This window comes from Sorangium sp. So ce394, from assembly GCF_051474665.1.
Taxonomy (GTDB): Bacteria; Myxococcota_A; Polyangia; order Polyangiales; family Polyangiaceae; genus Sorangium; species Sorangium cellulosum_D.
Window position 1 is genome coordinate 8,396,963 of sequence record NZ_CP150339.1, and the last position, 22,431, is coordinate 8,419,393.

Consider the following 22,431-nt stretch of genomic DNA (forward strand, 5'->3'; position numbering starts at 1 on the left):
GCAGTCGGCGTCGGCGGGCGATTGTCGGCGGGCTCGGGTGGTCCCTGCAAGCGCGATCACGCGAGGCGGGCGCCGCGCCGAGGCTGCGCGCGCCGTCCAGCACAGAGGTCGCGTCGAAGAAGACCCGTCCGCCCTGGCTGCGGGCACGGGCGCGAGCGACCGGCGCACGCGCGCGCGCCACGCGCGCCACGCCTGATTGCGGCGTGCGCCGGCGCGGCGGGCGGCGCTAGCCGCGGCGCGCGCGGCGCGCGCGGTTCCGTCGAGCGACGGCGGCCGCCGCGCCCAGGGCGACGAGCGGCAAGGCGAGGGGCGTCGCGGCCTCCTCGGGGGACAGCCGGCAGCCGCAGCCGCCCTGCTTCGGCTCCACCGGCGGCGGCGCCTCGTCGGGCGGGAGCTCGGCGGCGGAGGGCGCCTCGGCCTCCGTGGGCTCGGACGCGGGCTCGCCCTCGGATCCCTGCGCCTTCTCGGTCTCGCCGCTCTTCTCGGCGTCGGGCTTGTCCGCCGCCTTGTCCTTCTTTTTCTTCTCGCCGGTGAAGACGATCGCGCGGCGATCGATGATCTCGTTCTCGCCCTGCAGGGTGATCTTCTGCTTCTGCCCCATCTGCACGCCGTCGCTCGCGCGCTTGATCACGAGCTCGTACTCGCCGGCCTCGAAGCCGCGATCGCGCCGGAGGACGAAGTCGAACTTGGTGATGGAGAAGACCTTGCCGCTGCCGTCGGAGAAGCCGACGTCCATGCTCTCGTTGATCGACTGCTGGTTCTGGAGCGGGATGCGGTTCAGGATCGGCTTCTCGGGCGACTGGTCGGTGAGCGCGCGCTCGTAGTGCACCGTCGGCGTGAACGAGAACAGCATCGGGATGTGCGAGAGGTGCGGCGTCCCTCCGTAGTTGATCGTCATCTTGAGCTTCCAGCGGCCGTCGTCCTCCTTGGGCGAGCGATCGGCGATGGTGACGGTGCCCGCCGCGTGCGCCGCGGTCGCGGGCAGCCACGCGCCGATCAGGGCGAGCGCGGCGGCGACGACGCGCGCGAGCAGGAGCCGGCGGCCGCCTCCGGCGAGGCGGGACGCCGCTCCGGGGCGCGCGTGGGCAGGGCGAGCGTGAGGACGCTCGGCGCGCTGACGTCGCGCGCCGAGCTGAGACAGGGGACCGGTTCGAGGTCGGGCGGTTCGCATGCGCAGCACGCTACCAGGGATTTCGTGGAGACGAGGCGCGGACGAGGGGGCAGGCGGCGCGGGGCCTCACGGCGGGCGAGGCGCCGCGCCGACGCGCGGCGTCCGAGGGGGCGCGGCGCCCGCCGGGGAGCGCGGGCTCAGTCCGGGAACCAGAGCAGCGCGTCGGAGGTGGGCTTGTAACAGGCCTGGCGGCCCGCCTCCTCGTTGTCGGTGCAGCTCGCGTTCTCGAGGCAGTCGATGATCTCGTAGCGGCCGGAGGCGTTGTAGATCGTGGTGAACATCGCGCGCTGGGCCGCCTCGAGCTTGGTGAACGCGGCCTGGCAGTCGGGGACCGGGATCTTCTCGCACCGGGACATGCGCGCGCAGCGGGCGTCGATGACGGGCTTCGCCGTGGGCTCGTCCGGGTTGATCTTGACGGCGATCTCGTCGTTGCACTCGAGGATGATCTGGCTCCGGTCGGGCGAGCTCTCGGTGGCGGCTTCCATGCGCCGCGAGAAGCAGCTCGTCATGGCGCGGAGATAGGTGGGCGAGGAGGTCGGGTAGGCGGCCTTGCACGCGTTGAGGTGCTCCCAGGACGCGCCGGCGCGCTGGAGCTTGGCGAGCGCGGCGCACCACTCGGCCTGGGCGGCGATGACGCCGTCGCGGTCCGGGAAGTTGGTGGGCCGCTCGGAGCAAGAGGCCAGCTGGCCGAGCATCGACGCAGCCACCGCGATCGGCAGGGCCAAGGATCGAAGGGCGGGCATGGGGCCGACCCTAGCACGTAGGCACGGCGGGGCGCAGTTTCCGGGACGCGCCGGTCGTCAGGGCCGGTTTGACAGGAGCTCGCAGCGGAGCCGCGCGCCCCCGCGGAGCGCCGCGGCCCCGCCGGGGCCGAAGACCGCGCCGAGATCCTGCGCGCCCCGGGCCGCGGCGCGGATCTCGATCGCCTCGACGCACAGCGCGCCGCGGCCGCCGGCGAGCAGCGCGGCCGCGGGGGCGTCCTCGTCGAGGAGCGGCGCGCCGCCCCTCGACGAAAGCCGCAGGGTGACCGGCAGCTCGGCGATGAACCGGTGCGACGGCCGAGCGCCGCCACAGCCGCCGGCGCCGATCTCGGCGAGGGACGCGAGGGACCCGAGCGGCTCGACGGGGCCGACCTCACCCCGGGCGGCGTCGAGCGGCGCGGCGACGACCTCCCCCGAGGCGACGGCGTAGCCGACGAGCGCGAAGCCCGGGGCGTCGAGCCGCCGGCCGAGGGTGAGCCGGGCGCCGGCGACGTCGGGGACGGGCGCGAGCCCGGCGACGGCGAGGGTGGCCTGCCGCGTGGCCAGGACGAGGCTCCGCTTGCCGGCGTCGAAGGCGAGCAGGTCGCCGCCCGGCAGCTCGGCCGCGACGGCGATCGCGCCGGCGTGATCGAACGGCAGCAGCGCGGGCGGCGCGGCGCCCGCGGGCACGCGGAGGGCGCGCCGCCCGTGCGGCTCGTCCGCGTCGAGGAGCAGCAAGAGATCCGCGGGCGCCTTGGCGCCCGGCGCGAGCAGCACGGGGACGGCCTCGCCGGTCGCCATGGCGAGCGAGCGGTCGCGGAGGGAGACGCGGCGGGGCGCGGCCGTGCCCGCGAACGGCGGGAGCACGCTGACCATGAAGACGCCGTCGCGGAGCGCGCCCAGGGGGGAGGACGCGGCGGTCCACAGCGAGACGACCGGGGGCGCGCCGCCGAGGAGCCGGGCCGCCGCGGGGGCGCCCGGCGCTGCGAGCGCGATCCGGCCGGCGCGGCCCGCAGGGGGGCGCGGCGCCGGGAGGGCGGCGGGGGGCGGGGGCGTGGGGGGGTCGTCGTCGAGGCGGCAGGAGACGAGCGGCGGAGGCGCGGTCCGCGGCGCGGGGCTCGCCGCGGGGGCGTAGGGCGGCGGCGCGCCGCGCGGCGGCGGCGGGGGGCCGCCCCAGCCGAGACGGACGAGGCCGTGCTCGCCCATGGCGCAGCCGATCGGCGAGCAGGCGAAGGGGGCGCCCTCGTCGAGCGGAGGCTCGATCTGGCGAGCGGGCGGGCCCTCCACGGGGCGCCACGAGCGGCCGCCGTCGGTCGACTCGAAGTAGGCCGGCGGGTCGTCGCCCGTGGCGGCGAGCGCGAACCGGCCGCCGGCGACGACGTGCGCGACGGCGGCCGGGAGGGGGTAGACGGTGATGCCGCCGCGCGCGTCGATGCGCAGGCCGGCGAGGCGTCCGCCGCGGCGGGTCGAGAGCAGGCGCGCGGCGGGCGCGTCCACGTCCGGCGGCGCCGCGCGGTCCGGCGAGGCGCCGTCGGCCGGCGAGGTGGCGTCGGCCAGGTGGAGCCAGCCGCGCACGGCGCCGTCGTCGTCCTCCCAGAAGTCGGTGTCGACGAGGCGCGGCGAGGCGCGGTCGGCGAGCGCCGGGAAGACGCCGCCGGCGAGCGCCGGGTCGCGCTCGCGCACGCGGATCACGCGGACGCCCTCGGGCGGTCGCGCGCGGTCGCGCGCGACGGGAGGCGCCTCCAGCACGAGCGCGGTCACGGTCCCGCGCTCGCCGGCGATCCAGCGGTAGAGGCGCGCGGCGTCCTCCCCCTCGATCCGGCGCTCGACCCAGCGGCCGCCGCCGGTGCGCACGCAGACGCGCGCGGCGCGGTCCTCGGCGGGCGCGCCGCGCGAGGGGCGCGCCGTCTCGGAGGGCGGCTCGCCCGACAGCGCGGGAGGCCAGGGCGACCGCTCGCCGTCCGGCGAGGCGGCGCCGTCCGGGCTCTCCTGGAAGTCGTGGAGCCCGGGAGGCGCGCTGCCGCACCGGCCGGCGAAGGCGAGGCGGCCGCGATCGTCGCCGAGGAACGCCCCCCGCGAGGTCGCGATCGGATCGGGGTCGCGGCCGCGGGGCGGAAACGTGGCCTCCAGGCGTGGCGCGGACAGCGTCGTCTCGAGCCGGAGCACGTGGGCGGCGTCGTGCGCGCACGCGAGCAGGACGTCCTCGCCCGCCCGGAACGGCTGGCAGCGCGCGTAGCGCGGGTCGAGGCCCTCGATCTCCGCGTCGGCGATGGGCTGGGCCGTCGCCGCGGCGAGCACGGCGAGGCCGCCGTCGCGGGCGACGAGCAGCCTGCCGCCGGGGAGGAGGGCGCCGGCCGCCGCGGCCAGCGCGAGCGCCTCCGGGGCGAGCCCGCGGCTCGAGGACGCGCCGGGCAGCGGGTCCCGCGCCGGCGGGAGGTGGAGCGAGGGGCTCGGGCCGTCGCGCGGCGGCGCGGGCGCGGCGCGAACGAGGCCGTCGGCGGTCACGCGGAGCGCGGGGCTGCCCGAGGGGCCGAGCAGCGCGACCTCCCCGCCGCCCTCCTGGAGGAGCGTCGTGGCGAGCCCGTGGGCCTCGAGCACGTCGACCCAGGTGGCGCCCCCGTCGAGCGTGACCGAGGCGCGGCCGAACAGGTCGAGGCGCGCCGCGCGCCGCGCGTCGACGGCCACCGCGTCGACCACGCCCGCGGCGCCGAAGCGCCGGACGGCGAGCGAGGACGGGTCGACCTCGAGGAGGCCGCGGTCGCTGCGCAGGACGATGGCGTCGAGGTACGGCCGCGCGCCGCCGGGGGCGCCGACGTCGGCGATGGGCGCGAGCGCGCCGAGGAAGTCGCTGGCGCGGTAGACGCGGGCCTCGGACCACAGGACGAACCCGCCCCCGAGGCGCGCCGGGATCGACCGGAACCCGCGGAGCGGCTCGGACGCGGGCGCGGCGGCGAGCACGACGCCGCCGTCGAGGCGCACGCGGATCCCTTCGTGGAGCGCCGGCTGCGGGCCGGGCGTCGGCGCGCCATCGCCGGGCGCGGCGGCGTCGAAGAGGACGCCGACGCCCTCGGTGAGCGCGTAGCGCGCCGGAGAGAGCGGCGGCACGTCCGAGGGCGCGGCGGCCTGGGGTTTGGCGGGCGGCGGAGGGCGCTCGGGGGCGGCGCTGCAGGCAGCGGCGAGGGCGAGCCCGAGGAGGACGCCTGCGCGGGAGGGCATCGCGGCGGCGACGACTGTAAACGATCCGAGCGCGCACCGCAGCGCACTCTCCTGGTCGGACCGCCCGGGCGCCAGCGAACGCCGCCTGGACCGGCGCGAGGCGGCCCGCGCCGCTGCGGCGCGCCCCGACCGAGCGGATCGCGCGGAGGCCGCCTCAGCGCCCCCTCACGACCGCCGTGCACCGCACCGGCTGCCGCACCTCCTGGCCGGGCTGGACGAGCACGAGCGTGCCGCCGCCAGCTTCCCGCGCTGGCTCGCCGCGCCCGCCGAGGCGGGCCGCGGGCGGCGGCCCCGCGAAGCGCGCGACGAGCTTCTTCACGACGCCGGGCGGCTCGTAGAAGCCGAGGTCGGCCTCGTAGCGCTCGTCCCGCACGTTGAGCTCCACGGCGTCGAGGCACGCGCGATCGCGCGACCACCGGATCACCGCGACGCCGGCCGTCCCGGCCTCGGCGATCCCCGGCAGCGCGCCGGGCGCGAGGCCGATCTCCGTGTCGAACGGCAGGACCACGCGCGCGTCCTCGCGGCGCGGGGCGCACGACGGCGCGCTGCCCGCGGCGAGCTCGCCGAGCGGCGCGAGCGCCTCCTCGGGGCCGAGCTCGCCGAGCTCGGGATCGACCGGCGAGAGCACCGCGCCGCCGTCGCCGGCGACCGCCACCACGACCGGCGCGCCGCCGCGCGCGCCCGCGCCGAAGGCGAAGCGCGCCTGCGGCCCCGCCATCGGCGCGGCGCGCTGCACGTAAAGCTCCCGCAGCGCCCCGCCGCCGGACGGCCGCGGGCTCGCCGGCGCGCCGCGCGCCGCCTCCCCGCGCAGGTCGACCGCGCTCACCGCGAGGCCGTCGTACCGGGGGCTCAGGAACACCGCGCGATCGCCGAGATCGACGCCGACCGAGGGCTGGGGGGCGCAGCCGCCGATCGGCCGCGTCACGCGCGCGGCGTCCAGCAGGCCGGCGAGGCACGCCTCCTTCGGGCCGACCGCGACCGGCGCCACGCGGCCGTCGCGATCGATCGCGAGCCCGACCTGCGCCTCGTAGGGCCGGTACGCGAGCCGAGAGAGCTCGGCGCCCGCGACCGGCACGCTCGCGCGGCGGATCTCGGCGCGCAGATCGAGCGGGGCGATCCAGGCGAGCTCCGCGTCGGCGAGGGCCGCCGGCAGCGCGCCGCCGACGGGCGGCAGCGTCAGCACCCCGAGGGTGCCGAGCCGCAGCGGGCTCGCCGTGCGCAGGGGCGGCGCGGCGACCGCGCCGAACCCCTGCGACTCCGGCACGCGCGCGGCCGCGATCGGCCCCGCGAAGCGGCACGCGAGCCGCGCGACGGGCGACGGCGCCGGCGGCCGCAACGGCCCATCGCGCTCGCGCCGCGGGGGCGGCTCGGCCGCGGCCGCGTCGGGCGGCGACGCCGCGCGCGCCCCGCCGCCGCGCGCGGCCGACGCCCACCCGATCCGGAGGAACGGGCCGAGGCGGCACCCCACCGCGGAGCAGCCCGAGAGCCGCGCCGCCGCGCCGCCCGGCGGCGGCGCGACCGGCGTCCACCGCCTCCCCCGATCGATCGTCTCGAAGAGCCTGCCGTCCTCCGTCTCGACGAGCGCGAACGGGCCCGACGGCTCGAGCGAGCGCGCGCGCGCCGGCAGCGGGAGGCGGCGCAGCCGGCCGGCGGCGTCGATCGCGATCGGCGCGAGGCCGACCGCGCCCTGCGCGGGGAGCCAGCCCTCGACGGCGCCGTCCGCGTGCGCGGCGAGCGCGCGCGAGAGCAGCCCGGGCCGCCCTTCGCCGTACGAGGGCAGGTGGAGCGGCGGCTCGCCGCGCGCGAGCCGCACGACGCGCAGCGCGCCGCGCACCTCGACGCGCTCGCGGTCCGGCAGGAACGCGCCGGGGCGCGCGACCAGGGCGACCGCGCCCCCGCCGGCGCGCGGGATCCAGGCGATCACGTCGGTCGCGTCCGCCGGGTCGAGGCGGTGCTCGACCCAGACGCCCGGCCCGCGCCGCACGCAGAGCACCGCGCTCTCGGGCGCCGCGCCGCCGGCGAACGACGCGCGCGCGATCGCGCTCAGATCGAACCGCGGCCTCGGCAGCCCCTCGCACGGCCCGAGGTAACCGAGCGCCTCGCCGTCGACGCCGACGAAGCGGCCGCCCTCCCGCTCCGGCTCGGGCCGGAGCTCGAACGCGCGCTCCAGCCGGAGCGCGCCCGGCCCGCGCGCGTCGCTCGCGAGGTCCACGACGCTCGCGCGATCCGGGCCGGCGCAGACGGCGAGCAGCGCGTCGCTCGCGCGGAACGGCGCGCACGCGCCGCTGCCGGGCGGGAGCGGCGCGACCGACGAGGCGCGGCCGGTCGCGAGGTCGATGCGGCCGGCGGCGCCGTCCGCGGCGATCACGGCGCCGCCGTCGTCGAGCGGCAGGCCCGAGGCGACGGCGTCCGCGAGCTTTTCGAAGGGGGCGCCGGGGAGCCACGCGGCGTAGGAGCCGGCGCCGGCCGGCGGCCGCGCCCGCGGGGCGCGGGGCGCGCCGAGGCGCCCGCCCGCGTCGACGGCGCGCTCGAGGCCGCCGCGGAGCGAGGCGACGATCTCCTCGCCGCGGACCTCGAGCGCGATCGCGCCGCCGACCTCCGCGGTGACGTCGCGGTAGGAGGCGCCCGCGTCCACCGTGAGGAGCGCGCGCCCGAAGACGGTCAGGCCGAGCGCGCGGCGGTCGCTGGCCGCCACGGCCGCGACGAGGGACGGCATGCCGAGCGGCCGCAGCGCGCCGGTCGCGCCCTCGACGGCGAAGCTCCCGGCCGACGTGATCAGGCCGACGCCGTCGAGCCACGGGAACACGCCGGCGACGTTGCCCGGCAAGGTCGCGCGCTTCTGGAGCTCCCCGGCGAAGGTGGTCGCCGTGTAGACGTCGCCGCCGCTCCAGAACACGTAGCGCGGCCCGGCCTGCGCCCAGGCCGGGAACGCCGCGCCGCCGGCGAGCTCCGGGCCGCCGGCGCCGAGCGGCTCGAGCCGCGCGAGGCCGTGCAGCTCGACGCGCAGGCCGCTCACCACGGCCCTCTCGATCTCCTCGCCGTCGACGACCGCGCGCTCGACGAGCCCCTGCGCCGCCTGCGCGACGTACCGGGCAGGGCCGAGCGCCACGACGGCGGGGGCGCGGCGCGGCGGCTCCGGCGCGCCGGGCGGCGCGGGCGCCGGCTCGGCCGCCGCGCAGGCCGCGAGCGCCGGCGCGGCGAGGAGCGAGAGCCGGCCGAGGGCGCGCGGCGTCACTCGTCGCCCGACCTGGCGCCCGCGGCGCACGAGAGCCGCTGCATCGTCGACGCGGTCCGCAGCACCCCTTCGCCCCCCGCCCCGCCCCCCTGCCCCCGCGGCGCCGTCCACCGCGCGATCAGCGCCGCGTCCGCCGCCGCCTCGCCCCGCCGCCTCGAGTCGGCGACCGCGAGGTGCAGCGCCTCCAGGCACACGCGTTCGCGCCCCCAGCGCACCGCCGCGATGCCCTGGTCGCCGAGCGCGATCGCGGGCAGCGCCCGCCGGTCGAGGCGCAGCGCGCGCTCCGGATCGAGCGCCACGAGCGCGCGCCACGCGCCCCGCATGGCGCGGCAGCGCGCGTCGCTCGCGGCGGTCAGCGTCGACCAGGGCGCCAGCGCGACCACCTCGCCCGCCGTCCCGGCCAGGCGATCGAGCGCCGCGGCCCCCGCGGTCTCGGCCGCGGGGCCGTCCAGCACCAGCACGCCGGCCTCCCCGTCGTCGCGCCGGGCGAGCGCCATCGGCCGGCCCCGCAGCTCCTCGCGATCGAGCCCCACGACGCGCGCGGGCTGCCGGGGCTCCGGCCCGTGCTCCTCGAGGGCCGCGCGGCGCCGGTGCTCGCCGAGCACGAGGGCGCGGCCCGGGCCGAGCAGGAGGCCGGGCGCCCGCCCCGCGGACCCGTCCACGGGGCTCCGGCGCGGCTCGAGCGCGGGGAGCGCCCGCGCGCCCTCGGGGCCGAGCAGCAGCTCGCCCGCCTCGGCGACGACGAGCAGCGCGGCCTCGCCGCCCGGCGCGAGCAGCGGCACCGCGGCGGCCCGCTGCGCGCCGCGCCTGCCGCTCGGCGCGAGCTCGGTCGCGTTCAGCCGCAGCGCCTCGCCGCGCAGATCGAACGGCAGGCGAACCACCACGCTGTGCGTCCGGACCGCCGCGGCCCTCGGGCCGCCTCGCCCCGGCGTGGCGCCGCCCTTCCCCGGCGCCGCGCCCTCCGGCGGCGCCTCCTCGGACAGCGGCGGCGGCGCGCCGTCTTCCGGCCGCGCGGCGCGCTCGGGCTCCGGCGCGTCGGCGACGATCTCCAGCGTGTCGCCGTACGGCGTCGCCACGGTCCATCGCTCCGACCCCGCCGCGGGCGCCGCGCCCGGCAGCGGCGCCGGCAGGCCGACCGGCGCGCACGACAGCACCGGCAGCCCCGCCGCCTCCTGCGATCGGCCGCCGCCCGGACACGCCGCCGCGCCCGCCCCGCCCGCCTCCGCTCCCCCGCATCCGGGCCCCGGCGCGGCGGCGACGGCCGGCGACGGCTCGCCCGCGCCCCAGCCGAGCCGCACCACGCCGACCAGCGCGCAGCCGAGCGCGGAGCAGGCGCCCTGGAACGACGACGGCGTCACCGGCGAGCGCCCCGCGGCGCGCCACGTCCGGCCGTGATCGAGCGTCTCGTGGAGCTCCGCGCCGCGCGTGACGAGCACGCCGTGATCGCCGGTCACCACCATCCCCGCCGGCTCCGGCGGCAAGGCGTGCGGCGAGATCGCCCCGTCCGCCGCGATCGTGACGCCGAGGTTCGCCTGCCCCACGGGATCGGGCCACTCGATCGACGACAGCCAGCCGTCGACCCCGCCGTCCTCGCGCGCGCGGAAGCGCCGGTCGACGAGCACCCGCGCCCCGTCGCGCGGGGGCGGCGTCCAGTACCAGCCGGCCGGGCGCGCCCCGAGCTGCACGACCCGCGCGCCCCCCTCGTCGCGCCAGAGCCGCGCGCCGACCGGCGCCGGCAGCGCGCCGCCCTCGCCCTGCAGCAGCGCGACCGCGCTCCCGTCCCGGCGCGGCGCCCAGCCGACCAGCGACTCCGCCTCGCCGAGCTCGATCGCGCGCTCCACCCAGGCGCCCGGGCCGCGCCGCACGCAGATCCGCGGGTGGACCACGACCTCGCCGTAGCGGCGATCGCGCTCCTCGTCGCTCACGAGCCGCGGCGACGCCGCGCAGCCGCCGACGTAGCCGACCGCGCCGCCGTCGTCGGCCACGAAGAACCCCTCGTCGCTGAAGGCGCGCTCGACCAGCGGCGCCTCGCCGCGCTCCGAGCGCAGCACGTAGCTGCCGTGGCCCTCGTAGTCGTCCCACGCGCACAGGAAGAGCAGCCCGTCGTCCGCGCGCATCGGCGCGCAGTCCAGCCCGTCCGGGAGCCAGCCGGCGAGCCGCTCGCGCGTCGCGCCCGTGCGCGCGTCGATCCGCGCGACCCCGCCCTCGAACACCCCGAGCGCGGTCCCGTCGGGCAGGAGCGCGCCGGCCGCGACGGCCGCCTCGAGCGGCGCGAGCGGCGCGCGCTCCTCGAGGGCCAGCGCCTCGCGCTCGGCGGCCCGACCGCCCGCGAAGAGCAGCTGGAACGCGCCGGCCGCCGGCGTCGCGCGGAGATCGCCGTCGGGGCGGCCGAGCGAGCCGTCCGGCAGCACGGCGACGCGCCCGAGCGGCGTGGCGAGCCAGAGCGCGTCCGGCGCGGCGCCGAGGCCGCGCGCGCCGAGCCCGATCCGCCGGCCCGCGTCGATCCACGTCCGACCGCCGTCCGCGGTCGTCGCCGCGCGGCCGAAGACGTCGAGGCGCACCGCGCGCTCCGCGTCGAGCGCGGCGAGATCGTGGATCGCCGGCGCCTCGAGCGCCCGGCCGCGGTCCTCGCCCGGCGGGAGCGCGCGCGGCCCCTGCTCCGTGAAGATCACGACGCCGCCCAGGCCATTCCTGGCGCCCCGCACCGCGCGGGCGCCGCCGCCGAGCGCCACCTCCGCGAGCGGCCCCGTGAAGCCGCGCGACCGGAACGCCCTGCGCCGGGTCCAGTGGAGGAAGCCCCCGCCGAGGTGGGGCGCGATCGCGAGCGACCCGACGACCGGATCGCCGGACGCCCACAGATCGGGCTCCCACGCCGCCGCGACCACGCGCCCGCCCCCGCCGAGCTCGAGCCGGGCGCCCGCCGCGACGACGCGATCCACGACGGCCTCGTCCGGCCCGCCGTGCGTCACGCGGAACACGTCCGCGAGCCCGTGGACGTAGCGGACCCCCGCCGGCGCGGCGCCGGCCGCGACCAAGGCGCCCCACGCGCCCGGCGTGCCCGGCACGCGCGACACACCCGCGTCCGCGGCGCGCCCCCCGCGCGCCGACCGAGCGGCCGCCGCGGCGCCGCGCGCGGGGGCCGGCTCGGGCGCGCGCGCGCAGGCGGCCGCGAGCAGCGCCGTGAGCAGACCGAGCGAGCGCGCCAGCATCGGGGAACGCACGACGGTATCCGCTGTACCGCCCCCGTCCAGAGCCGATTCACCTCCTTCCGCCGACAGCCGCGCTCTCCCCTCGCGCCGCCGTCGTAAGCTGCGCCCCGCCGCGCCCCGCGCTCGCCCCCGAAAGCCCGTGCCCACCCCTCGCCGACCCCGAAGGCCCACCCGCGAAGAGATCCTCGCCGCCGCCGGCAAGACGGTGCCGGACGTCATCGCCCCCGACCTCCGCGTCCTCTTCTGCGGCATCAACCCGGGCCTCTACACGGCCGCCGTCGGGCACAACTTCGCCCGCCCGGGCAACCGGTTCTGGCCGGCGCTGCACGCCGGCGGGTTCACCGATCGCGTGCTCTCGCCGTTCGAGGAGCGCGAGCTCCTGAAGCTCGGTTACGGGATCACCAACGTGGTCGAGCGAGCGACCGCATCGGCCGATGAGCTCTCCGTCGACGAGCTCGCCGCCGGCGGAGAGCGGCTCGCGGCCAAGGTGCGGCGCTACCGCCCGCGCATCCTCGCCGTGCTCGGGATCGGCGCCTACCGGAGCGCCTTCGGCAGGCCCCACGCCGCGCCCGGCCCGCAGCCGGAGACGCTCGACGCGACGAGGATCTGGGTGCTGCCGAACCCGAGCGGGCTCAACGCCAGCTATCAGCCGGACAAGCTCGCAGCGATGTTCCGCGCCTTGCACGACGCGGTCACGTCTGCCCCCGTCCCGCCGTGAGCCGCCGCGCGCGCCGACTCCGTTCTCCCGAAAGGTGGTGCCCCGTCTGCCGCCGTCGCGCGACATCCGTGCTCGGCCGACTCGGCCCCTCGCGCTCAGGCCAGCTCGGCGCTCGCGGGCGACAGGCGGGCTTCCCGCCGGCGCGCGCTCGCCGCCTCGCGCGCATTCGCGCCTACTCGGGCAGCGCGCTCTCCTCTTCCTGAGGCACCTTCGCGCGGGCGCTGCGGGCCTCTTCCCGCAGGGCCGCGAGGCCGGGCGGCCCCTCGGGCGAGCGCGCGCTGCGGTTGCTCACCGCGGCGAGCCAGGCCATCGGCGAGTCGGGCGTCCTCGAGGTGACGAGGAGGACCCCGCGGGTCGCGTAGCGCGAACAGCCGTCCTCGCACACGGGCAGCACGAGGCGGAGCCCGCCGCCGCCGCCCTGGCTCACGAGCGGCGCGACGCGCACCTCCGCCGGCGGCGGCGCGAAGGCGGCCAGCATCGTTCGCTCGAGCAGCGCCACGAACGTCCCTCGAGACGTCGCGGGCGGCTCCGGCGCCGGCATCGCGGCGCGCGCCGACGCGTCGGGCCGGCTCGGCGGGAGCGCGAAGAGCCCCGCCCCATCGGCCGCGTTCGCCGGCGACGGCGCGCTCGCGAGCGCGCCCGCGAGCGCGAAGGCGAACGAAGCCAGCTTGAGTCCGAATCGCATAGGTGCTCCCTCGGCGAGGCATCCAGCAGGCCCCATGCCAGCCGCGCGCGGCCCGCCGCCGCGGCGCGACGCCCCTCGGCGCTGTCCGCTCCGCTCGCCGCGCGTGACGGATCGCCACAGCGTGGTGCAAGTCGTACAAGGTCCAAGGAACAAGGCACGAGGCCCCGAGGCGCCCGGTCCCGTGCAGCGCAGCGCCGCGGCGAGTGAGCGCGCGGCGGTGAACCAACGTTCGACCGTCCGCCGCGGCCGTGCGAGCGCCGCTTTCGCTTGCCAGACGGTCCGCGCGCCGTTAACCGTCATCGTTATGCCCGACCGAAGGCCAGGGCTGAGCCCTTACGAGATGAAGGCCCCACACCAGCCTGGCGCCCCCCTTCCCACGACGCCGTCCGAGCCCGTCGCGAGCATTCTGCTCGTCGACGATCACCGCCCCAACCTCCTCGCCCTCGAGGCCGTGCTCGATCCGCTGCGCCAGCGGCTCGTCACCGCGCAATCCGGCGAGGAGGCGCTCGAGCACCTGAGCCGCGAGGAGTTCGCGCTCATCCTCATGGACGTGAAGATGCGCGGTATCGACGGCTTCGAGACGGCCGCGCGCGTGAGGGGGCTCGATCGCGCGAGGCACACGCCGATTATCTTCATCTCGGGGCTGCCGGAGGACGAGGATCGACTGTATCGCGGCTACCGCGAGGGCGCGGTCGATTATGTCGTCAAGCCGTTCAATCCCGACATCCTCCGCGCCAAGGTGGCCGTCTTCGTCGAGCTGCACCGCAGGGCCGAGCAGATCAAGCGGCAGGAGGCGGCGCTCCGCGAGCTCGAGCGCCAGGCGAGCGACGAGGTGTTCCGGCGCATCATGGACACCAGCATGATGGGCCTGCTCTTCAGCGACTACGAAGGGCGCGTGCTCGAGGCGAACGACTGCTTCCTCTCGATGGTCGGCTACACCCGCGAGGACATCAAGGCCGGCTTGCTCACCTGGCAGCAGCTCTCCCCGCCGGAGTACGAGCACGTGCACCACGACGCGGTGAACGAGCTGAGCCTCCGTGGGGCCACGAAGCAGTTCGAGAAGGAGTACATCCGCAAGGACGGCAAGCGCGTGGCGGTCCTCGTCGGCTCCGCCCGCATCGAGACGCAGAAGCGCAACCTCACCTACGTGCTCGACATCAGCGAGCGCAAGCGCGCCGAGGCCAACGTCAGCCTCCTCGCGGGCGCGGGGGAGATCCTCTCGTCCTCGCTCGATTTCCGCGAGACGCTCGGGCAGCTCGCCCGGCTCGTCGTCCCGCTCCTCGCCGACTGGTGCGCGGTGGACATCCAGGCGCAGGACGGGGCCATCCAGCGCGTCGCCGTCCAGCACACCGACCCCGAGAAGGTGACGCTCGTCCGGCAGATCGAGGAGAAGTACCCCGTCGATCCCGCGGCGAGCCGCGGGGTGCCGAGGGTGCTCCGGACCGGCGAGACCGAGTGGTCGTCCGACATCCCGGACTCGCTGCTCGTCGAGAACGCGCGGGACGAGGAGCACCTCCGGATGGCGCGCGAGCTCGGCCTCCGGTCGTACCTGGTCGTGCCGCTCGCGGCGCGCGGGCGCGTCCTCGGCGCGATCACGCTCGCGCACGCGGAGTCGGGCCGGCGGTACACGAAGGCCGACGTGCAGTTCGCCGAGGAGCTCGCCCGGCGCGCCGCCCTCAGCGTCGACAACGCGCTGCTCTTCGAGCGCGAGGTCACGGTGCGCAAGGAGGTCGAGACGCTCGCGGAGGAGCTGAAGCACAGCGAGGCGCAGTTCCGGCTGCTCGCCGAGACGATGCCGCAGCTCGTGTGGACCAACCGCCCGGACGGCCACCACGAGTACTTCAACCAGCGCTGGTACGACTACACCGGGCTGACCGCCGAGGACACGGGGGGCGAGGGCTGGAGCCGGATCATCCACCCCGAGGAGCACGAGCGGGCGATCGAGACGTGGCGGCAGGTGCTGCGCACGGGCGAGCCGTACGAGAGCCAGTGCCGGCTCCGGCGCGCCGACGGGGCCTACCGCTGGTTCATCGGCCGGGCGGTCGCGGCGCGCGACGGGTCGGGCCGCATCGTCCGGTGGTTCGGCACGTACACGGACATCGACGATCAGAAGCGCGCCGAGGAGGAGCGGCAGCGGCTCGTGCAGGCGCTGGAGCGCAGCAACAAGGAGCTCGATCAGTTCGCGTACGTCACGAGCCACGACCTCAAGGCGCCGCTCCGCGGCATCGCCAACCTCTCGCAGTGGATCGAGGAGGACCTGAACGACAAGATGACGGCGGAGAGCCGGAAGCAGCTCGATCTGCTCCGCGGGCGCGTCCACCGGCTCGAGAACCTCATCGACGGCATCCTGAGCTACTCGCGGGCGGGCCGCGTCCGGGAGAAGCCCGAGGCGATCGACGTCGGCAAGCTCCTCCGGGAGATCGTCGAGCTGCTCGCGCCCCCGCCCGAGACGCGGGTGGAGATCGCCCCCGACATGCCCGTCCTGGTCACCGAGCGCGCGCCGCTCCAGCAGACGTTCCTGAACCTCATCAGCAACGCGCTGAAGCACGCGGGGCGCGCCGATCCGGAGGTCCGGATCGGCGCGCGGGACGCCGGCCCGTTCTGGGAGTTCTCGGTCTCGGACAACGGGTCGGGCATCGCGCCCGAGTACCACGACCGGATCTGGGGCATCTTCCAGACGCTGAAGGCGCGCGACAAGGTCGAGGGCACGGGCATCGGCCTGTCGGTCGTGCAGAAGATCGTCCAGAGCAAGGGCGCGCGCGCGTGGGTCGAGTCCGCCGTCGGCGCCGGCGCCACCTTCCGGTTCACCTGGCCGAAGCTCGAGGCCAGGGAGCCCTCCTCGCCCGGCTGATCCGGCCGGGCCCCGCGGCGCGCGCGTGACGCAGCGCCGCGCGCGGCGCTGCGTCACGCGCGCGCCGCGGCTTCCGGCTCGGCACGGAGTTTGAACTACCCACCGCGGTACAACAGGCGGCTCGAGACGATGCGCGCCGGGGACGGCGGGACGAGGAAGGCACCGCTTCTTCTTCGGCGTCGTGTCGGTGTCTCTCGGGCCGCGACCTCGAAAGGAGGGTCCCCATGCCGTCGGTAGTCCATCTGCCCAGGCTCTGCCTGGGCGCGCTTGCGATCTCGCTGCTCTCCGCGTGCGCAGCGGCCCCGCCCGTGGAGCAGGCGCGGGCCGAACCCAGGTTGCCCAACCCGGGCCCCGATGGGGTCTACAAGGTCGAGTGGCCCGATCTCCGGGAGGGCGAAGATCGGTTCATCCGGCTCACCCTCGGCGACGACATCGCCGATGTCTGCCGGCTGCCCAAGACGAACTTCGCCTTCGACTCGTCCGAGCCGCTGCCCCAGGACCACCTGGAGCTCCGCGCGATCGTCGACTGCCTGCTCACCTCCAACCTCAAGGACGTCAGGATAGAGCTCGTCGGCCGGGCCGATCCGCGAGGTACGCAGGCCTACAATCAGGATCTCTCGCTTCGCCGCGCCACGCGGGTGAAGGAGATCCTCGTGAAGGAGGGCATCCCTGCGGACCGCGTCTCGGTGCGCGCGACGGGCGCGTCCGAGGCGGTCGGCAACCAGCCGATGTACTCCTACGGCTACGACCGCCGGGTCGACGTCGTGCTCACCGGCCTCACCCACTCCCCCCGTTGAGCGGGGCTCGCCCGCTGCGGATACGGGCCCATCTCGACGTTTTCGGTGCTCAGCGCACTGGAGTGCGCCTGCGCGCCGAAAACGCCGATCTGGGCCCGTCTCCTGTGCGGGCGCGCCCCGCTCGGCGGGCGTGGAGCAGGGGGCGCTTCTACCTTCCCCATCCTATTTCCCGATAGACCATCTTCCGTTTGCGACGGCGCGGCGGGGTGCCGCGGCGGCGCGGCGGGTGGCGCGCGCGGCCTGGGGGCCCGCCGGTGGCGCGCGGGCAGGGGTGGGCGTGCGCGCGAGGCGCGGCACGACAGATGTGGCATTTCGTCACGGAGGCGTCACGGTGAGGTGGGTGCGGCCGCGGGGACAAGCGGGCCGTACAGCGCGGTCTGCTGGTTGGTCCGGGGCCTGCAATGCATCCCCTCACGAACCGGCGGACGTCATGTCCGTCACAAGGAGACAAGAGCCATGACGAGACTGAATGACGCGGTGGGGACTGCGAAGGGTGTGTACGAGTCGGCGGCCGCCGGGGCGGGCGTCGCGGCGACGACGGCCAAGACGACGGCGTTCGACGTCGCGAAGGCGGTCGCCGGGATCGCCGCGACCATCGGGGCGCTCGGCTTCGACGACGTGCTCGGCTGGGTCGGCCTCGCGCGCAAGCGGAGCCCGCTCACGACGCTCGCGTTCTTCGGCGCCGGCGTCGCGGTGGGCGCGGGCGTGGCCATGCTGCTCTCGCCGACGTCCGGCGAGGCGCTGCGCCGTGACATCCTGAACCGCCTCGACGGCCTGAAGCGCCAGGCGACGCGCGGGGTCGAGCAGGCCGAGCGCACGGTCCACGACAAGGTCGGCGGCGCGGTCGACGCGGTGAAGGGCGCGGTCTCCTCCGAGACCGGGAACTCGCATTACGGCATCGAGGGCGGGCGAGCCCAGGGCGGCGAGAGCGGTCACCACCTGAGCTGAGGCGCCAGCCGTGTGGCTCGAAGCCATCATCACGCGGGAGGATCTCGCCCAGGTCTTGGGCGAGTTCCTCCCTGTGAAAATTCACCTGGACGACGATGACAAGACCGACCGCTGGCTCTACCTCGGCAAGGCGACCGAGATCACCTTGGTCGAGGACATGGGCTTGCGCGTCACCTGTCCCGCGGAGCTGAAGTGGTCCATCGTTGGCGTGAACCCCACCATCAAGCTCGACGAGCTCAGGGTGATGATCACCCCGGAGATCATCGAGAGGAACAAGGGTAACGTCCTCGCGTTCAACGTCGAGCTCGAGGAGGCCGACATCCGCGGCATCCCCTCGATCATCGACCATACCATCATGAGGGCCGTCAACTCAGCGCTTGCGAACAAGAAGCCTGAGTGGAATTTCACGAAGACGCTCACGCACACCGTAGGTCTCCCCTCCAACCTCGAGCCGATCGAGGGGCTGCACATCGGGGTCGCCTGGGGCAAGCGGCGTATCAGTCAGGACGCGCTGGTGCTCGTGGTCTCCTTCAAGCTCAATTTCGTGCGAAACGATTGAGGCTCCGCCTCTCAGGGACAATCCCCGACGCCCCGCCCCCCGTCCCCGGTGGGCGGGGCGTTTTCGTTCGCGTGACTCGGGACGCGGCTAGCTAGCAGCTCAACCCCAGTCCCCTATCCCGATTGACTCCGCGGCTCACCCCCAGGCCCCCGGAGGGGTGATGGTGGGGCGGCCCGGCGCGGGGGATGGGCCGATGTCTGAGCCCTGGATGTTACCTCTCCGGCGCTTGCGCCGGAGGGGTAACATCCAGGGCGAGTTCGGCGGGGCCCCCGCGCCGGGCCGCCCCACCATCACCCCTCCGGGGGCCGTTCAGCCCGGCAAAGCCTCTAACCTACCCCGCCTGCGCCGCCGCCAGCCGGATCCTCCCGAGCCTCCCCCCGCGCCCCCGCGTGAGCGCCCCCGCGATATCCGAGTGCTTCACGAGCCCCAGGTAGCTCTCCCCGTCGAACACCGCGACCACCGGCGTGTTCTTCTCGACCATCTTCCGCCCCACCTCGTCGAGCGACACGTCCGCCGCCACCCGCGGCACGTCGCAGCGCATGATCCACGCGATGAACGCCCCCTCCTCGCCAGCCGCCAGCGCGCGCATCACGTCCGTGCGCGTCACGATCCCGATCACGCGGTCCTCGTACACCACCGGGAAATCGGGCTCATGGCTCGCCAGGATGCGCCGCGCGGCATCGCCCACGAGCTCGCCGGGCCACAGCTGGACCGCCCGACCCTCGAGCCGACGCGCCTCGGACGACGCGACAGGCGCCCTCACCACCTGCGCCGCGCTCCACTCCCGCCGCGCCCCGAGGAACAGCAGCGCCGACAGCAGCGCGATGAAGAGCTGACCGCCGATCAGGGCGATGAAGAACAGCACGGCCGCCATCGCCTGCCCGAGCGTCGCCGCCAGCGACGTCGCGAGCCAGGTGCCGGTGAGCGGCGACAGCGCCTCGCGCAGCACCCGCCCCCCCTCGAGCGGCAGCGCGGGCAACAGGCCGAGCATCGCGATCCCCAGGTTCGCGCTGGCGATCCACACGACCGCCGTCTCGCGCGACGGCGCCTCGACGGCCTGAAGCACCGACGCCCACCGGAGCTCCCCCGCCCCGTGCTGGGCCCCCGCGGCCAGGAAGACGATCACCGCCAGCGCGAAGTTCGCCGCCAGGCCGAGCGCCCCGCTCTGCGCCCACCCCGCGTCCGGCCGCGAGCGCCTCGCGATCGCCCCGATCGGCGAGAGCAGCACCTCGCTCACCCGCAGGCCGAGCTGCCGCGCCACGAGCCCGTGGACGAGCGCCTGCAGCGCCACGCACCCGAGCAACGCCGCCCCCAGCGCGCATCCGAAGAGCGCGCCGCTCCCGCCGTGCCGCGCCCCCCACTGGAGCGCCCCGATCGGGATGAGCAGGCCGAACGCCGCGTGCGCGACAACATCGATTCCGCCAACCCGCGTGATCCTGATGACCCATTTCATGGCGCGTTGCTCCTGGACTCCCGCGCAGGCAGCTGCACAGAGCGGGCGGGGCAGTTACGACCTGCCACGCCCCCATTCCCCCCCAGGGGCGTGGCGAAACCTCGTCGCGCGGTCGACGGCTGACGGGCCAAGTGCCGGATCTTTCTGTTTTCGCTGCAAAGCACATGCCGCTTTCCTGCGCCTGCCGGCGAGCGGAACGATCCCGGGCACAGCGGTTGGGCCCCGGCGCGCGACGGAGCGCGCGGACAGGCGTGGAGGCCTGTTCCGCGCGTCGAAGGTGTCACCGAGTCGACAGGTACGAGGCGGGAAGCGCACGCGACGGTGACGCGCCGGAAGAGCGCGCCGACGTCCATCGCCCCAGCCTGGGCGTCGCGGTGTGGCGTTCCGCTACGTAGCGGGCGCGCACCGTCACGACTTCACATCGGCCACCCCGTCGACCGCTCCAGCCCGCCGCGCCCGACCCGAGGCCGGACCACGCCGCTCGATCGCCTCGACGGCCGGAGCCGCCCGCGAGAAGCGCTCCTGCGGCAGGTACATCCCCTCCTCGAGCTCCTGGACCCACCGGAGCATCTCCTCGCGAACCCAGCACCGCAGATCGAACAGCTGCCCAGAGTCGCGGGCAGAGACGAGAAAACGCACCTCGATCGTGCGCTCTGTCACGTTCGTGACCTGGACGGCCTTTACCCGCTTGTCCCAGAGCTCGCTGTTCGGGAGGATGGACTCGAAGCGCCGCCGCACGGCGTCCACCGGCGTGCGGTAATCCACGTAGATCTCGACGGTGCCCAGCTTCTCCGATCCGTGCTTCGTCCAGTTCTGAAACGACTGGTCGAGGAGCCGCGCGGTGGGGACGATGAGCCGCCGCTCGTCCCAGATCTTCATGACCACGTGGGTCAGCCGGATCTCCTCGATCGTCCCGAACTCACCGTCCACCACGACCTTGTCGCCGAGATCGATCGGCCGGGTGAACAGGATGTGGAGGCCCGACAGGATCGCGCCCACCGGCTTCTGCGCCGCCAGGCCGAGCACGACGCCCGCGATGCCGGCGGAGGCCAGGAGCGACACGCCGACGTTCCTCACCGTCTCGAAATTCAGGAGCACGAGCGCGCCCGCCACGATCACGATGATCACCCGCGCGACCCGCTCGAGCACGCGGGCCTGCGTGCGCAGCCCGCGGGACGACTCGCTCCCCTCCTCGAGGTGCCGCAGGGCGCGCGCGTCCAGCACCTCGGTGAGGATCCCGACGAGGCGCATGAGCAGCCACGCCACGCCGCCGATGAACAGCGCCGAGAGCAGCGATCGCAGATCGGCCACGAGCTCCTGCCCGAGCCGCGTCATCTTCGCGAGGCCGGCCGTCAGGATGATCCCGAGACAAAGCGTCACGGGGCCAATTGCCGCGTCGAGTGTTTTTTCGTCCCATGGCGTCGCCGTCCGCCGCACGACGATCGAGCCGGCGCGCCGGAACAGGCCCACTGCCAGCCGAGCGAGCGCGAAGCCGACCGGAACGCTCGCCGCGACGATCACCCACTGCCATACGCCGTCCGCCGGGAGCCCCAGCCGGGCGCCGAGCGATTCAAAGTTCGAGTTCTGCATGGGTCTGCTCCTTCAACCAGCGCCGCGCGCCGTCAGGCCAGGCCCCCTGGGGCACGGAACACCCGCCGCACCCCGCGGGCGCGGCGGCATCAGGCCGTGACGCAGCGAGGCGCGACGGGCTCATCCATCTTGTGCGCGGCGTCGCACGGCACAGGGCATGCCGCCGAGTCCGCTCCCGCATTTCCCGCGGGATGTCCGGCACGCTCCGCGCGAGCCGCCGAGATCGCGATTGCACGGTGGAGGCAGCGTTGCCACGCTGCGACAAATCGCTACACCGCAGCTCTACGTCGCCCTTCGACGTCCGTTCAAGGGACCCGCGCGCGCTCGGCATGCGGTGTGCAGCTGAACTGGCCAGAGAATCGAGATCGGCTGAAGAATCGCGGCAAAGGACTCGTTTATGTCAGAGCGCAGAAGCCAGGTCGATGATTTCGCGCGGCTCACCGAGGAGACGGAGCGGCTCGCGAGGCACGTCGAGGATCTCCGGCTCCGGATCGCGGCGACGACCGCGAAGCGGCGCGCATCGTCCGGCACGCTCCCTGCGCAGAGCGCTGCCGCCATCGAGGGGCCTCACGGCTCGCCCTCGGAGCGGCCGCCCCACGGCTCGCCCTCGGAGCGGCCGCCCTACGGCTCTCTGTCGGAGCGGGTGTACCGATCGATCTCGGACCGGCCGTACGACGCCGCCGAGCGGGCCCACGACGCTGCCGCGGAGCGGGCCTACGACCTCGCTGCCGAGCGGGCCCACGACACCCCGGAGCGAGCCCACGACGCAACGGAGCGCGCCTATGACGCGACGGAGCGGCCGCACGACGCCGCCACGGAGCGGCCGCACGGCGCCGCCACGGAGCGGCCGCGGCCCCGTCACTCCCCGTTCCCCGAGCGCACGTCGTGCCTCGCGAACGTGTCCCGATGGCTGCCGCCGCTGAGGCCGGCGCGAGAGATCACGGAATCGGGCATCCACGAGCGGGTGGGAGAGGCAGGGCGCTACTGCATCGTCACGCCACGGAAGCAGTCCGGCGGCGCTCTCCTGCCGAGACGCCGGCCCCCCAAGGCCGACGTGGCCTGAGGCAGCCCCTCGACCGACCCCCGCACCCGCGCGCGACCCCCGCGGGCCGTACCAGCCGCGCAACACCCGCAGCCCGCACCAGCCCACAGGGTCCGCGCCGGCGCGCAACAGCCGCGCCCGCGCGCAACAGCCGCGCCCGCGCGCAACGCCCGCGCCGGCGCGAACGCACCTCACCGCCTCGCTCCTCGCCCTGGCC

14 protein-coding genes are annotated in these 22,431 nt (G+C 76.1%); 6 read left to right on the plus strand and 8 right to left on the minus strand.

Annotated features, from left to right (window positions below; translation table 11 throughout):
* Nucleotides 1-226: 226 nt before the first annotated feature.
* The 5 genes from WMF33_RS30865 to WMF33_RS30885 form a co-directional block, all read right to left on the minus strand.
* Nucleotides 227-1,171, minus strand: coding sequence for a hypothetical protein (locus tag WMF33_RS30865; protein ID WP_437331978.1), 945 nt, complete (start codon nucleotides 1,169-1,171; stop codon nucleotides 227-229).
* Between the two features lie 137 nt (nucleotides 1,172-1,308).
* Entirely contained in the window at nucleotides 1,309-1,914 is a 606-nt protein-coding gene (locus WMF33_RS30870; protein ID WP_437313360.1) for a hypothetical protein, read from the minus strand.
* A 57-nt stretch (nucleotides 1,915-1,971) separates the two neighbouring features.
* The gene (locus tag WMF33_RS30875; RefSeq protein ID WP_437331979.1) at nucleotides 1,972-5,127 is read right to left on the minus strand and encodes a hypothetical protein; all 3,156 of its coding nucleotides are present in this window, start codon (nucleotides 5,125-5,127) and stop codon (nucleotides 1,972-1,974) included.
* 154 nt (nucleotides 5,128-5,281) lie between these two features.
* Nucleotides 5,282-8,362 carry a hypothetical protein gene (locus WMF33_RS30880; RefSeq protein ID WP_437331980.1) on the minus strand — a complete coding sequence of 1,027 codons (3,081 nt, stop codon included), beginning with the start codon at nucleotides 8,360-8,362 and terminating at the stop codon, nucleotides 5,282-5,284.
* Nucleotides 8,359-11,583, minus strand: a complete 3,225-nt coding sequence (locus WMF33_RS30885) for a hypothetical protein (RefSeq protein ID WP_437331981.1) — start codon at nucleotides 11,581-11,583, stop codon at nucleotides 8,359-8,361. The genes WMF33_RS30880 and WMF33_RS30885 overlap by 4 nt, the downstream gene beginning before the upstream one ends.
* 193 nt (nucleotides 11,584-11,776) lie before the next feature.
* On the opposite strand from WMF33_RS30885, the gene mug reads away from it, so the two are divergent.
* Complete coding sequence (gene mug / locus WMF33_RS30890) at nucleotides 11,777-12,289, plus strand: G/U mismatch-specific DNA glycosylase (protein ID WP_437339541.1); 513 nt, start codon at nucleotides 11,777-11,779, stop codon at nucleotides 12,287-12,289.
* Between the two features lie 172 nt (nucleotides 12,290-12,461).
* Here the strand turns inward: mug and WMF33_RS30895 are convergent, their stop codons facing one another.
* The gene (locus tag WMF33_RS30895) at nucleotides 12,462-12,974 is read right to left on the minus strand and encodes a hypothetical protein (protein ID WP_437331982.1); all 513 of its coding nucleotides are present in this window, start codon (nucleotides 12,972-12,974) and stop codon (nucleotides 12,462-12,464) included.
* 340 nt (nucleotides 12,975-13,314) lie between these two features.
* On the opposite strand from WMF33_RS30895, the gene WMF33_RS30900 reads away from it, so the two are divergent.
* The 4 genes from WMF33_RS30900 (at nucleotide 13,315) to WMF33_RS30915 (ending at nucleotide 18,129) form a co-directional block, all read left to right on the plus strand.
* Entirely contained in the window at nucleotides 13,315-15,825 is a 2,511-nt protein-coding gene (locus WMF33_RS30900) for a PAS domain S-box protein (protein ID WP_437331983.1), read from the plus strand.
* Between the two features lie 224 nt (nucleotides 15,826-16,049).
* A complete protein-coding gene (locus tag WMF33_RS30905) occupies nucleotides 16,050-16,622 on the plus strand; it encodes an OmpA family protein (protein ID WP_437331984.1) in 573 nt (190 codons plus the stop codon).
* Nucleotides 16,623-17,078: 456 nt separating this feature from the next.
* Complete coding sequence (locus WMF33_RS30910; protein ID WP_061627732.1) at nucleotides 17,079-17,570, plus strand: YtxH domain-containing protein; 492 nt, start codon at nucleotides 17,079-17,081, stop codon at nucleotides 17,568-17,570.
* Between the two features lie 10 nt (nucleotides 17,571-17,580).
* Entirely contained in the window at nucleotides 17,581-18,129 is a 549-nt protein-coding gene (locus tag WMF33_RS30915; protein ID WP_020738099.1) for a hypothetical protein, read from the plus strand.
* A gap of 331 nt (nucleotides 18,130-18,460) precedes the next feature.
* Here WMF33_RS30915 and WMF33_RS30920 read toward each other — a convergent pair whose 3' ends face one another.
* Nucleotides 18,461-19,582, minus strand: a complete 1,122-nt coding sequence (locus tag WMF33_RS30920; protein ID WP_061627733.1) for a CBS domain-containing protein — start codon at nucleotides 19,580-19,582, stop codon at nucleotides 18,461-18,463.
* 408 nt (nucleotides 19,583-19,990) lie between these two features.
* Nucleotides 19,991-21,172 carry a mechanosensitive ion channel family protein gene (locus tag WMF33_RS30925; protein WP_437331985.1) on the minus strand — a complete coding sequence of 394 codons (1,182 nt, stop codon included), beginning with the start codon at nucleotides 21,170-21,172 and terminating at the stop codon, nucleotides 19,991-19,993.
* A gap of 397 nt (nucleotides 21,173-21,569) precedes the next feature.
* Here WMF33_RS30925 and WMF33_RS30930 point away from each other — a divergent pair, with 397 nt between their 5' ends.
* Nucleotides 21,570-22,235: a hypothetical protein gene (locus tag WMF33_RS30930; protein WP_437331986.1), complete on the plus strand. Its 666-nt coding sequence runs from the start codon at nucleotides 21,570-21,572 to the stop codon at nucleotides 22,233-22,235.
* Nucleotides 22,236-22,431: the final 196 nt, after the last annotated feature.